Genomic DNA, 12,862 nt, shown 5'->3' with positions numbered 1-12,862 from the left:
TTCCCAAAAAAGACACCCCATGAGCACTACCAACTTTTCCTTCCCCACTGCCATCCGTTTCGGCGCCGGCGCCCGCAAACAGGTGGCGCAAGCGCTGCTTGACGCCGGCTGCAAGCGTCCGCTGATCGTGACCGACAAAGCGCTGGGCGCGCTGCCGGTGCTCGCTGAATTCAAGACCCATCTGGCCGGACTGGACGTGGCCGTGTTCTCCGGCGTCTTTGGCAACCCGACCTGCAGCCAGGTCATGGACGGCGCCGCGGCGTACAAGGCCCACAAGGCCGATTGCGTGATCGGTTTTGGCGGCGGCGCGGCGCTGGACGTAGCCAAGGTAGTGGGCATTGCGGCCACGCATGAAGGCGACATCCTCGAATACGTGTGGGACCACCCGAAGGTGCGGCCCATCGAGAACGAGCTGCCTTACTTCGTGGCCCTGCCCACTACCTCGGGCACCGGCTCCGAGGTCGGCCGCTCCTCGGTCGTCAGCGAAAACGACACGCACATCAAGCGCGTGGTGTTCAGCCCCAAGATCCTGGCCAAGGTGGTGTTTGCCGACCCCGAACTCACGCTGGCCCTGCCTTCGCACGTGACGGCCGCCACGGGCATGGACGCACTCACGCACAACATCGAAAGCTACCTCTCGCCGGCCTACCACCCGCTGTGCGACGGCATTGCGCTTGAAGGCACGCGCATCGCCGCGCGTGCGCTGCTCACCGCCGTCAAGGAGCCCTCCAACCTGCAGGCACGCAGCGACATGATGATGGCCTCGATGATGGGCGCCATCGCCTTCCAGAAAGACCTGGGTGCCGTGCACTCGTGTGCGCATGCACTGGGCACGGTCTGCGACCTGCACCACGGCCTGGCCAACGCACTGATGATCGACACCGTGCTGGCCTGGAACTACGAGTCCGCGCCGGCCAAGTTTGACGAGCTGGCCCACGTCTGCGGCGTGGCCGGCGGAGGCAAGGCCTTTGTAGCCTGGCTCAAGCAACTGAAAGAAAGCGTCGGCATCACCGGTTCGCTGTCGGCTCACGGCGTCAAGCGCGAACACCTGCCTCGCCTGGTGGAGATCGCTACGGCCGATATCTGCCACCAGACCAATCCGCGTCCCTGCAAGGCCGAGGACTTCAAGATGCTGTTTGAGGCTGCTTTATGAGTACCAGCAAGACCATCGTTTTGAGAACTCCCCCTCCAGCAGGGGCCGCGGAACCGGCTTTGCCGGGCCGCAGGCGCAGCGCCCCCTCGGGGGGCAGCGTAGTACGCGAAGCGACAAGCGTGGGGGCTCTATGACCTCCGCTTCCCGTCTCAAGATTGGGTTGTCAGCGTGTTTTTCCCACGCCGACCCAACGCGCTCTTATTTCACCGGCAAGACACTGCAATATGTCGAGCAGTCGATCGCACACTGGGTGATGTCATCCGGCGCCATGGTCGTCATGGTGCCTTGCCCCACGGGGAGCACGCAGCGCGGTGACGTGACCTATGAACACTATGCGCAGTGGCTGGACGGCCTGGTGCTGCATGGCGGCGCCGATGTCTGGCCCGGCAGCTACGGTGAAGAGCCTCTGGACGAGAAATGGTCAGGCGACCGAGTACGCGACGAATATGACAAAGCCCTGGTGGCGGCATTTGAAAAAGCCGGCAAGCCTGTCTTTGGCGTATGCCGCGGCCTGCAGCTGCTCAACGTGGCCTTTGGCGGCACGCTCTACCAGGACATCAACACGCAGGTGCCCGACTCTTTTGTGCACCGCGATGCCGTGACCTACGACCAGAATTTCCACAGCGTGAACATCGTGCAGGGCTCCAGGCTGTCGGCTCTCTACCCCGGTGTGGAACGCGTGCGCGTCAACAGCATCCACCACCAGGGCATCAAGGACTTGTCACCCGAGTTTGAAGCAGAGGCTTTCAGCGTAGACGACGGCATCGTGGAAGCGATACGCCGCAAGGACAAGACCAAAAGCTACATCGCGGCTACCCAGTGGCACCCCGAATTCCACAAAGCCGGCTCGGACACGATCGACGACGCCGCGGTGCTGGACGACTTCCTCACGGCGGTGGCCGCCGCCAAACACAAGGACAAGGCTAAACAAGCATGAACACTCTCTCCATTCACAACCCCGCCACAGGCGCACTGATCACCACCCTGCCCGCCGACGACGCAGCTTCGGTGGCGGCCAAGGCGCAGCGCGCGCGTACCGCCCAGGGCGCGTGGGCGGCCATGCCCCTGGAAGAGCGCAAGGCCCGCATCGTGCGCTTTCGCGCCGGCATCGTGGCCGAGCTGGACGCACTCGCCGCCATCATGACGCGCGAAACCGGCAAGCCGATCAAGATGTCACGCAACGAGCTCAACGGTCTCCTGGGGCGCATCGATTTCTTCCTGGCGGAAGTGGGCAACGCCACCAGCACGCAAACGGTGTTCAGCGATGGCGGCATGACCGAGCAGATCCAGCACACGCCGCTGGGCGTGGTGGCCAATATCTCGGCCTGGAACTACCCGTGGTTTGTCGGTGGCAACGTGTTTATCCCTGCACTGCTCACAGGCAATGCCGTTCTGTACAAGCCCTCCGAATACGCCGCGATGTCGGGCCTGGCCATGGCGCGGCTGCTGCATGCGGCCGGCGTGCCGCAAGATGTGTTTGTGCCGCTGATTGGCGGCGGTGCAGTAGGCGCCGCGCTGATGGAACAAAAGATCGACGGCCTCTTTTTCACCGGCTCGCACGCCACCGGCGCAAAGATTGCGCAGGCATTGGGCCCGCGCCTGGTCAAGCTGCAGCTGGAGCTGGGCGGCAAGGACCCGACATATGTGTGCGAAGACGCCAATGTGAAAAACGCCGCCGAGTCACTGGCCGACGGCGCGATGTATAACACCGGCCAGAGCTGCTGCTCGGTCGAGCGGATTTATGTGCACGAAAAAATCTACGACAGCTTTGTCGCCGCTTTCATCGACACGGTAAAGACCTTCAAGACCGGCGATACGCTGAGCGACGACACCTACATAGGCGCCATCACCCGCGCCCCGCAGCTGGACGTGCTGGACGCACAGGTTGCCGACGCCAAAGCCAAGGGTGCGACGCTGCTGGCCGGCGGAAAGCGTGGCCCCGGCCCCGGCAACTGGTACGAGCCCACCGTGTTCAGCAACGTGAGCCACAGCATGGAACTGATGCGCGAAGAAAGCTTTGGTCCCATCATCGGCATCCAGAAGGTGTCGGGTGATGCGGAAGCTGTGAAGCTCATGAACGACACACGCTACGGCTTGACCGCCGGCGTCTTTACGCCTGATGAGGCGCGCGCCAAGGTCCTGCTGGCCCAGGTCAACGCGGGCAGCGTTTACTGGAACTGCTGCGACCGTGTGAGCCCGCGCTTGCCTTGGAGCGGCTATGGCGATTCGGGTGTGGGACTGACCTTATCGACCTACGGCATCCAGACTTTCACCCGGCCCAAGGCCTGGCATCTGCGCCAATCCTGATCATGAAGCTCACCCTCTTCGACCTGGACCACACCGTGCTTAAGGGTGACAGTGATGTGCTGTGGTGCGACTTCCTGATCGAAAAGGGCATCCTGGGCAAGACTGAATTCACCGCGCGCAATGCCGACATGGCAGCGCGCTACCGGGCCGGCACGGTGGGCCTGAAAGAGTTCGCCGATTTTTACGTGGGCACGCTGGCGGGGCGAACGGCTGAAGAGTGGGAGCCTCTGCGGCAGGAGTTCCTGGCCGACTGGATCGTGCCGCGCGTCACGCCCGCTGCCCTGGCACTGGTCGACAAACACCTGCAGGCGGGCGACCTGGTCGTGTTGACCACCGCCACCAACCGATTCATCACCGAGCTGACGGCGATCTATTTTGACATCGAGCACCTGATCGCGACCGAGCCCGAGATGCAGGGCGGTCGCTTTACCGGCAGCACCACCGGCGTGCTCAACATGCGCGAAGGCAAAGTCGAGCGGCTGCACGCCTGGCTCACGGCACGCGGCCTGCATTTCAAGGATTGCAAAAGCACAGCCTACAGTGATTCCATCAACGATCTGCCGCTGCTGGAAGCGGTAAAGCATCCGGTAACGGTGAATGCCGATGCGACCCTGGCCGCCATCGGGGTTGACCGCGGCTGGCCCGCGCTGCGGCTGCACTGAGCGCGAGCCGGCCGGCCGACCATTGCAATTTCAGGAAAAACAGCCATTAGCCCAGTAAAAACGGGCGCAAGCTGCTACTAAATTAATAGCGCAACGGCCGCAGATGGCTACTCTGCACTCAGGTGCTTGCCCACAATCCCGGCCAGCTCAAACATCGTCACCTGCGGCTTTCCGAACACCGGCAGCAGCTTGGCGTCGGCATTGATGGCGCGCTTGTTCGCCGCGTCCTGCAGGCCCTCAGCCTTGATGTAGTCCCACAGTTTTTTGATGACCTGGGTGCGCGCCACTGGCTCGGCGCCAATCACCGCGGCCAGTGCATCGCTGGGCTTGAGGCCGGCGCCCGGCTTGGCGACGCGGGGCGTTTTGGGCTTGGCGGTTTTGGCGGCCGGCGTTTTCTTGGCGGCGACTTTCTTCGCAGCAGGCGCCTTGGCGGTCTTCGCCGCGACCGTCTTGCCGAAGGGCGTCTTCACCGTGCCGGTCTTGGCCGCCGCCGGCTTGCGTGGCGGGAACTTCGAAGGCGCGAACTCGAAGTTCACCTTGTCAGCCTCCTTGTCCCAGGCCAGCATGGCCTTGAAGGGGCGGCGCGTGCGCATCGAGACAAACTTGTCGAGCAAATCGGTCTTGCCGGTTTCCAGCAGCTTGTGCATCTGTTCGCGCTCAATCGGCTGCTGCAGGATGACCTGGCCAGTCTTGAAGGTGCAGCTGGGGGTGGGCTGCTCATTCGTCGGCACCGATTTTTCGCAGACGTAGTTTTTGCCGAGCTCAAACACGCGCGAAGCGCAGCGCGGGCAGGGGCCCAATGACTGCTGGCCGCTGAAATCGATGATCTCGCCGGTCTCGGCGTTCTTGTCATCGCCGAAGTCAAACTCGAGCTTGTAGTTTTTGGTCTCTTCGTCGAACTTGATGACCATCTCGGCGGTGAAAGGCCAGCCGGCCTTGGAGCGGAAACCGTCCAGCGGGCCGATCTTCTTGTCGCGCAGGAATTGCTCGACCTCGGCCACTTCGAAGGTGCGGCCCGCAGGCGTCTTGCCGAAGCTGAAGCCGCAGCCGTCATCACCCTTTTTGCCGGTGCAGGTGTAGCGGCGGTAGTTTTCCTTGATGACGCCGCCGCAGTTGGGGCAGGGCGCCTGCAGCGTGGCGTAGTCGCCGGGAATCGTGTCCTTGTCGTAACCCTTGGCCTTGTTGACCAGGTTTTCCGTCATGGCGGCGATCTCGGCCATGAAGGTTTCGCGGCTGAGTTTGCCGTGCTCCATTTGCGCGAGCTTGTACTCCCAGTCGCCAGTGAGGTCGGCGCGTGAAAGCTCCTCGACACCCAGGCCGCGCAGCAAGGTCATCAGCTGGAAAGCCTTGGCGGTCGGGATCAGCTCGCGGCCTTCGCGCAGCATGTATTTTTCGTTGATGAGGCCCTCGATGGTGGCCGCGCGGGTGGCTGGTGTGCCCAGGCCTTTTTCCTGCATGGCTTCACGCAGCTCGTCGTCGTCGATCGTCTTGCCCGCGCCTTCCATGGCGCCCAGCAGGGTGGCTTCTGAATAGCGGGCGGGCGGGCGGGTCTTCAGGCCCTTGGCCTCGACGACTTCGGCGCGCACCATTTCGCCGGGCTTGACCGGCACCAGGCTCTGGCCCTTGTCACCGTCTTTGGCGTCGGCCACTTCGTCGGCGGCTTCCTTGCCGTAAATGGCCAGCCAGCCCGGCTTGACCAGCACCTTGCCTTCGGTCTTGAAGCTGTGGCCCACAGCCTGCGAAATGCGCGTGGTCACCAGGTATTCAGCGCTTGGGAAGAACACCGCCATGAAGCGGCGTACTACCAGGTCGTACAGTTTCTGCTCGGCCTCGCTCAGGCCGCTAGGCGCCTGCAGCGTTGGAATAATGGCGAAGTGGTCGCTCACCTTGGCGTTGTCGAATATGCGCTTGCTGGGCTTGATGTAGTTGCCTTTGAGCGCTGTGGCCGCATGCGGCGCCAGGTGTTTCATGCCGCTGTCGGCCAGCATTTCGAAGGTCTGCTTGACCACCGGCAAATAGTCTTCGGGCAGCGCGCGCGAGTCCGTACGTGGATAAGTCAGCGCCTTGTGGCGTTCATACAGGCTCTGCGCGATGGACAGCGTGGTCTTGGCCGAGAAGCCGAATTTGCCGTTGGCCTCGCGCTGCAAGGACGTCAAATCAAACAGCAGGCCTGCTGCCTGCGTGGTGGGTTTGCTTTCTTCGGTCACCGTGGCGGCCTTGCCGCGCACAGCCTCGGCAATCGCCAGCGCTTCGCGTTCCGACCACACGCGGTCGGCCTTCAGCTCAGCGTCGGGCTCTGCGTTGTCGGCGTTGGCCGCGGCTTTTTTCCATTTCGGGTCAAACCACTTGGCGGGGTATTCACCGGCCTCGGCCAGAAAGGTGGCGTGGATCTCCCAGTAATCGCGGCTCACGAACTTGCGGATTTTTTCCTCGCGCTCGACCACCACCGACAGCGTCGGCGTCTGCACGCGGCCCACGGTGGTCAAGAAGAAACCGCCGTCGCGCGAGTTGAAAGCCGTCATGGCGCGGGTGCCGTTGATCCCGACCATCCAGTCGGCTTCGGAACGCGAACGCGCCGCGTCGGCCAGGCCCTGCATCTGCTTTTCGCTGCGCAGGCTTTCAAAACCTTCGCGGATGGCCGCCGGCGTCATGGACTGCAGCCACAGGCGTTTCACCGGGAGCTTGCTGCTGGCGTACTGCTGGATCAGGCGGAAGATCAGCTCGCCTTCTCGGCCCGCGTCACAGGCGTTGACGAGGGCGCCGACGTCCTTGCGTTTGGCCAGCTTGACGATGGCGTTGAGCCGCGCCTTGGTCTTGTCGATGGGTTTGAGGTCAAAGTAGGGAGGGATGACGGGCAGGTTGGCAAAGCTCCATTTGCCGCGCTTGACGTCAAATTCTTCAGGCGCCTGGATTTCGACCAGGTGGCCGACGGCCGAGGTAACCAGCCATTCATCGCTCTCGAAATACTCGTCGTGTTTTTCGAACTTGCCCGCCGTCGGCGTGATGGCGCGGACGATGTCCTGCGCCACCGAGGGCTTTTCTGCAATCACAAGGGTTTTCATAAGTACTTCTTCAAACCTTCTACATCTTCGGGGAACATTTCCCCGCTTTCCGCAAATACGACTTTGCCTTCACGGCTGCCCGCCGGCACCTTGAGCACCACCACCACGGGCAGGCCCACCGGCTTGGGCAAAACTTTGGTGACTTCAGGGGTCAGCATCCCGGCGGGAAAGCTGTAGCCCTTGGTCTTCATATAAGTAGCGGCTGCCGCCGGCTGCTTGTCAATCGACAGGGCCAGCACCTCCAGCCCTTTGGCCTTTTGGGCTCGCCACAAAGCTTCTATATGGGGCGACTGCACCGCACAAAAAGGGCACCAGCTGGCCCACCAGTACACCACAAGCGCCTTTCCGGACGCCGCGGCAGGTGTCCAGGCGCTGCCGTCGAGCAACGCCAGCGACGGCAGCGGCAGGGTGCTCCCCACCTTCGGCAGGGGGCTTTGTGTGCCCTGGGCCCACGCCGGCAGGCCCAGCCCGGCTGCGGCGGGCAGGGCAAGGGCGGCAGTTGTCTGCATCAGGTTTCGGCGGTTGAACACGGGGGGCTCCTTGGGCGCATCACTACAATAGCGGCTCTCGCGCATGTACGCGCGCGGGTGCGCACGCATGCGCACGCACGCGCACATGCATGAATTAACCATACCAAAAAAATACGCCGTGTCAAAAAACCAGGCTTCCACGCTCCTCAAGCCACTCGCGCCGCTTCCTTCCCAGCCATCGGCGCCAGCACCCGCCACCGACGGCCGCCGCATCCAGACGCGCCGCTCCGGTGTGCACGGCAAAGGCGTGTTCGCCGTGCAGGACCTTGCCGAAGGCGAGACGCTGATCGAGTACGTCGGCGAGATCATCAACTGGAAGGAAGCGCTGCGCCGCCACCCGCACGACCCCAAGGATCCCAACCACACGTTCTACTTCCACATCGACGAAGACCATGTGATCGATGCCAAGCACGGCGGCAATTCCTCGCGCTGGATCAACCACAGCTGCAAGCCCAACTGTGAAGCCGACGAAGAGGGCGGCCGCGTCTTCATCAAGGCGCTGCGCAACATCAAGGCCGGCGAAGAACTGTTTTATGACTACGGCCTGATCATCGACGCGCCGTACACCAAGAAACTCCTGGCCGAATACCCCTGCTGGTGCGGCGCCAAGAACTGCCGCGGCACGCTGCTGGCACCCAAGGACGACGACAAAAAGAGCAAGAAGTCCAAAAAGAAGTCCGGCAAAAAAGCAGAGGCCAAGGCTGACAAGAAAAAAGCGGTGAAGAAGGCGGACAAAGCCGGCAAGGCCGACAAAAAGCCCAAGAAGAAAAAAAAGGACTGACCGAAGGACTGATAGAAGGACTGACACGGTTATCCACCTTTCCAGGTTCTTTTCACCCTCCGGCCAGGCCGCGCGCCCTGAGCTTTCATGACCACCTCCCTCACATCCCCCATCCGCTGGCCGGCCGAAGCCCTCTGGGAGGCTTTGGCGCCCTCCTTGCCGGGGTTCACGGTGGAGGTCCTGCCCGAGATTGACTCGAGCAACACCGAGCTGATGCGCAGGTTCCGGGGAAGCCCCGGCGTGGCGCCCCGGCCCGAACCCCTGCTGCTGGTGGCCGAACAGCAAACCGCCGGGCGCGGCCGGCTGGGCCGCAGCTGGCAAAGCCGCCGCGGCGACAGCCTCACTTTTTCACTGGGCCTGCCCCTGCAGCCGGCCGACTGGTCCGGCCTCTCGCTGGTGGCCGGCATCAGCGTTGCAGAAAGCCTGGAGCCGCTCATTCCTGGGCAGACGTCCAAACCCCGCATCGGCCTGAAATGGCCCAACGACCTCTGGCTGTCCACCCCGGAAGGCGAGCGCAAGCTGGCCGGCATCCTGGTGGAAACCGCCAGCTGGGAGGGCGTGCGTTACGTGGTGATCGGGATCGGCATCAACATTCGCACGGTGGAAATCCCCGCCGCAGCGCTCCCATCCGCCGCGCCCGCCATGCCAGCCATCCCGCCGGGTGCCCTGCAGGCACTGCTGCCGGCGCTGGACGCCCCCGCCACCCTGCTGCGCATCGTGCCGCCGCTGGTGCAGGCAGTGCAGGCTTTCGAGCGCTTCGGCTTTGCGCCGTTCCAGCCGCGTTTTGTGGCGCGCGACGTTCTGGCGGGGCGCACCGTGCAGCTCTACGACGGCCAGAACGACCTGGAAGGCACCGCCCACGGCGTGGGCGAAAACGGCGCACTGCTGGTGCATACTCCGGCTGGCATGAAACAAATCACCAGCTCTGAAGTCAGCGTACGGCCCGTCGCAGCGCCGTCCGAGAAGGGCACGCGCCCATGCTGAGGCTGCTGGTGCTGGCGCTGCTGCTGGCCAATGCGGGCTACCTGGCGTGGACCCAAGGCCTGCTGGCCGACTACGGTTTTGCGCCCATCGAACAGGCCGAGCCCCAGCGCCTGTCGCAGCAGATCCGGCCCGAGGCGATGCGCCTTTTGACCTCCGCGGACGCACGCCAGATTGAAAGCCCCGGCAACGCGACGGCATCAACGTCGTCCCCCACCCCCGAGTGCCTGCAGGCCGGGCTCTTCACCCCCGAACAGACCATCGCCCTGCGCTTCGGCCTGGAAAGCAGCCTGCCCATTGGCAGCTGGTCACTCGAAAACAGCTCGGAACCGGGGCGCTGGATCGTCTACATGGGCAAGTACGCCAATGAGGAGGCGCTGGCCAAAAAGCGCACCGAGCTGCGCGGCATGGGCGTGTCGTTCGAGCCCCTCAACAACCCCGCACTGGGACCGGGCCTCTCGCTCGGCCACTTCAGCTCACAGGCCGAGGCCGAGCGCGAACTGGCCAAGATCGCCACACGGGGCGTGCGTACCGCCAAGGTGGTGCAGGAGCAACCAGAGCTACGCGGCCAGTTGCTCAAGCTCCCGGCCGTCGATGCGCCGCTCATGGCCAGGCTGGAGTTGCTCAAACCGCAGCTGGCGGGCAAGGCCTTGCGGCCTTGCTAGATATGGCCCCCACGGTCGCTCACTTCGTGTAGCTCCCTGCCCCCCGAGGGGGCCGCCCGCCTGTGGCCCGGCAAAGCCGGTTCCACGGCTCATGCTGGCTTAAGAGCCCGCCGCGGTTGCCGCTCATATCCGATCCTCCCCGGCCTGTCTAAGGCCCGGTACAGCGCAATGCCGTTGCTATTGATTTAGGAGCTGCTTGCGCTCATCCTGCTTGGCTCCCAGCACTATTTCCCTGAGAAATACCTACTTGAACCATCGCACCTGATTCCAAGCCAGCAGGGGCCGCGGAACCGGCTTTGCCGGGCCGCAGGCGCCGCCCCCTCGAGGGGGGAACAGGCTACACGCAGTGAGCCTGGACGGGGGTGATTCCCTAAACTGCCTTCCAGTGCCGCAGCGGCACGCAGGTCTGCAGCCGGGTGACGGCCTGGTCCATCAGGGCGGGGTGCAGCTCGTGGCCCAGCGTGGCGGCCACGTCCAAAGTGGCGTCGGCGCCCAGCTCCATCAGGTGTTCGAAATCGCTGCGGGTGCGCGCCAGCGGTACCACGGCGTCGTTTTGACCATGCAGCAGGTGCAAGGTGGTGAGCGCGGGCGCGCGGGCCGGCCAGACCTGGTAGCCACCGCCAAAGGACAGCAGCCGGCCGGCCAGGCCGTCGTGCGCGTCGCTCAGGGCCAGCGCCAGGCTGGCGCCCGCACCGAAGCCGGCCAGCGCTGTATCCGATTGCAGGATGTCAAAGCGCTGCTGCTGCGCGCGCACAAACGCTGCCAGTGCTTCCACCCGGGCGGCCAGCGCCCCGGCATCGTCCAGGCCCGCGGCATTGGCGCCGGCCGCATCGGCGTGCGGGCCGGTCAGGCCTTGCGGCATCAGCACGGCGGCTTCGGCAAACGCGCCGCCCAGCAGGTTGCCCAGCTCCAGCATGTCGGCTGCCGTGCCGCCGGCATCGTGCAACAGCACAAACAGCTGGCGGGGAGCGCCGTTCACGGGCAGCAGCTCAATGGTTTCGGTCTCGGGCGGGTTCATGGCAGTCATCACAACGCATCGGAAAAAAGTGGAAAGAGGCAACTGGGGTCTTTCCACCCCCTTTCAACCACTGTCACCCGCCTCTTTACGCCACTAACGCCACTAACGCCACTAACGCCACTTATGTCACTCACGCCGCGGCAGTTTCCCCGCGCTGCGCGTCTTCCGTGATCAGGGAAGAATGCAGCCTCACGCCCGCTGCCACGCCGCTGGCCGTGGCAAAGGTAATGCTGTGCGGCACGCGCGCCATATCGCCCGCGGCGTACACACCGTCCACGCTGGTCGCGCCCCACGCGTCGATGCGCACGATGGGGCCGAACGGTGAATCGTCAAACGCGCAACCCAGTGCCTCAGCCAGCGGGCTGGCCATGCGCACCTGCGTGCCCAGCAGCAGGGCTTTGATCGCCACGCGCCGGCCATCCTGCAACAACACGCCTTCCAGCGCGGGCATCTCGCCCTGCAGTTCAGCAATGAGGCTTGGTTCAACCCTGACCTTGCGCGCGGCCAGCTGCACCCGCTCTTCGGCCGACACATCGACCACACCTTGCGTAAACAAGGTCACCTCGCCCCAGTCGGCAAACATCAGCGCCTGGTGGACCGACATCGGGCCTGTGCCCAGCACGCCGACCGCGCCGCCGCCGATCTCATAGCCGTGGCAATAAGGGCAGTGCACCACGGTCTGGCCCCAGCGTTCCCGAAGACCGGGAATATCGGGCAACACATCCGACACGCCGGTAGCCAGCAGCAGGCGTCGCCCGGTGAACCAGCGCGCACCGTCCTCGGCCTCGACGACAAAACCCGCCTCGCCGGTGTCCACGCGGCTCACGCGGCCGCTGAAGATCTTTGCCGTCGGGTAAGCCAGCAGCTGCGCCCGGGCCGTTGCCAGGAGCTCGGAGCCGGGCTTGCCGTCGTGACCCAACACACCGTGTGATTCCGAGGCGAAGCGGTTGCGCGGCATGCCCGCATCAATCACCAGCACGTTTCTTCGAGCGCGGGCCAGCTGCAATGCAGCAGACAGCCCCGCAAAACTCCCGCCCACAATGATCGCGTCATACAGCATGAGAAGCCTCCGGTGACAAAGGGTGCGCGCCGTGGCAGGCGTGGGCCGCATGCGCGGCCATGGCGCGGTTGAAGTCGGCCGACAGGTCAGCGAGCGTGACCTCCGCCAGGCGCTTCATGAGCAGGGCTTCAGCCTCGCGCAGGCTGCCGGCCAGGGCGCGCTGCACAGACTGCTCAATGACACAACCGTCCGCATGCGCGCCTTCTTCAGGCGCCGGCGCGTCGGCATCGCCCACAGCCATCTGCACGTCCAGCAGGGTGACGGAAGCCAGGTCCCGCGCCAGCACCCAGCCGCCACCGTGGCCGCGCTCCGACACCACAAAGCCGGCATCACGCAGGCTTGCCATGGTGCGCCGCACCACGACCGGGTGGGTGCGCAAACAGGTGGCCAGCTCGTCCGAGGTCATCGGCCCCTGCCGGTGGGCCATGTGCAGCAGCGCATGCAAAACGGCGGAAAGCCGGCCCCTTGATTTCATGTAACTTATCATGTTGCATGATTCTACGGAGGCCGGACTCCCGCGCCGCCGCGCCACACCAAAACCACACACGCGCAGGGGGCACTCCCGCCACAGGGCCGGCTGCGCGGGCGGTTTTGCGCCCAAGTCGGCGAGAATCAGCGTTTTTCACGCACCCCAGAAATCTGG

General features: G+C 64.3%; 12 protein-coding genes. 7 read left to right on the top strand and 5 right to left on the bottom strand.

Annotation, left to right across the window (positions count from 1 at the left end; translation table 11 throughout):
- The first annotated feature begins 19 nt into the window (after window positions 1-19).
- The 4 genes from ACQ4MS_RS10115 (at window position 20) to ACQ4MS_RS10100 (ending at window position 4,122) form a co-directional block, all read left to right on the top strand.
- Window positions 20-1,153, top strand: a complete 1,134-nt coding sequence (locus tag ACQ4MS_RS10115) for an iron-containing alcohol dehydrogenase (RefSeq protein WP_431099376.1) — start codon at window positions 20-22, stop codon at window positions 1,151-1,153.
- A 130-nt stretch (window positions 1,154-1,283) separates the two neighbouring features.
- Entirely contained in the window at window positions 1,284-2,090 is an 807-nt protein-coding gene (locus tag ACQ4MS_RS10110; RefSeq protein WP_431099375.1) for a gamma-glutamyl-gamma-aminobutyrate hydrolase family protein, read from the top strand.
- Window positions 2,087-3,460, top strand: coding sequence for an aldehyde dehydrogenase family protein (locus ACQ4MS_RS10105; protein WP_431099374.1), 1,374 nt, complete (start codon window positions 2,087-2,089; stop codon window positions 3,458-3,460). The genes ACQ4MS_RS10110 and ACQ4MS_RS10105 overlap by 4 nt, the downstream gene beginning before the upstream one ends.
- A 2-nt stretch (window positions 3,461-3,462) precedes the next feature.
- Window positions 3,463-4,122: an HAD family hydrolase gene (locus ACQ4MS_RS10100; RefSeq protein ID WP_431099373.1), complete on the top strand. Its 660-nt coding sequence runs from the start codon at window positions 3,463-3,465 to the stop codon at window positions 4,120-4,122.
- 107 nt (window positions 4,123-4,229) lie between these two features.
- Here the strand turns inward: ACQ4MS_RS10100 and ACQ4MS_RS10095 are convergent, their stop codons facing one another.
- Both ACQ4MS_RS10095 and ACQ4MS_RS10090 read right to left on the bottom strand, forming a co-directional pair.
- Window positions 4,230-7,184 (bottom strand): DNA topoisomerase III, encoded by a 2,955-nt coding sequence (locus tag ACQ4MS_RS10095; protein ID WP_431099372.1) that lies wholly within the window; start codon window positions 7,182-7,184, stop codon window positions 4,230-4,232.
- A complete protein-coding gene (locus ACQ4MS_RS10090; RefSeq protein WP_431099371.1) occupies window positions 7,181-7,714 on the bottom strand; it encodes a TlpA family protein disulfide reductase in 534 nt (177 codons plus the stop codon). Before ACQ4MS_RS10090 ends, ACQ4MS_RS10095 begins: the two co-directional genes overlap by 4 nt.
- A 118-nt stretch (window positions 7,715-7,832) precedes the next feature.
- Here ACQ4MS_RS10090 and ACQ4MS_RS10085 point away from each other — a divergent pair, with 118 nt between their 5' ends.
- From ACQ4MS_RS10085 to ACQ4MS_RS10075, 3 genes are all read left to right on the top strand, one after another.
- Window positions 7,833-8,495: an SET domain-containing protein gene (locus ACQ4MS_RS10085; RefSeq protein WP_431099370.1), complete on the top strand. Its 663-nt coding sequence runs from the start codon at window positions 7,833-7,835 to the stop codon at window positions 8,493-8,495.
- Between the two features lie 87 nt (window positions 8,496-8,582).
- Window positions 8,583-9,479, top strand: a complete 897-nt coding sequence (locus ACQ4MS_RS10080; protein WP_431099369.1) for a biotin--[acetyl-CoA-carboxylase] ligase — start codon at window positions 8,583-8,585, stop codon at window positions 9,477-9,479.
- Complete coding sequence (locus ACQ4MS_RS10075; RefSeq protein ID WP_431099368.1) at window positions 9,473-10,141, top strand: SPOR domain-containing protein; 669 nt, start codon at window positions 9,473-9,475, stop codon at window positions 10,139-10,141. The genes ACQ4MS_RS10080 and ACQ4MS_RS10075 overlap by 7 nt, the downstream gene beginning before the upstream one ends.
- Before the next feature lie 370 nt (window positions 10,142-10,511).
- On the opposite strand, the gene ypfH is transcribed toward ACQ4MS_RS10075, so the two are convergent.
- From ypfH to ACQ4MS_RS10060, 3 genes are all read right to left on the bottom strand, one after another.
- Window positions 10,512-11,168 carry an esterase gene (ypfH, locus tag ACQ4MS_RS10070; protein ID WP_431099367.1) on the bottom strand — a complete coding sequence of 219 codons (657 nt, stop codon included), beginning with the start codon at window positions 11,166-11,168 and terminating at the stop codon, window positions 10,512-10,514.
- A 121-nt stretch (window positions 11,169-11,289) separates the two neighbouring features.
- Window positions 11,290-12,219: an NAD(P)/FAD-dependent oxidoreductase gene (locus tag ACQ4MS_RS10065; RefSeq protein ID WP_431099366.1), complete on the bottom strand. Its 930-nt coding sequence runs from the start codon at window positions 12,217-12,219 to the stop codon at window positions 11,290-11,292.
- Window positions 12,209-12,694 (bottom strand): Rrf2 family transcriptional regulator, encoded by a 486-nt coding sequence (locus ACQ4MS_RS10060; RefSeq protein ID WP_431099365.1) that lies wholly within the window; start codon window positions 12,692-12,694, stop codon window positions 12,209-12,211. The genes ACQ4MS_RS10065 and ACQ4MS_RS10060 overlap by 11 nt, the downstream gene beginning before the upstream one ends.
- Window positions 12,695-12,862 lie beyond the last annotated feature (168 nt).

The sequence above is a fragment of the Polaromonas aquatica genome, assembly GCF_050626995.1.
Classification (GTDB): domain Bacteria; phylum Pseudomonadota; class Gammaproteobacteria; order Burkholderiales; family Burkholderiaceae_C; genus Polaromonas; species Polaromonas aquatica_A.
Note: the sequence above shows the minus strand (reverse complement) of the source record. Positions and strands in the feature narration are given on the sequence as shown.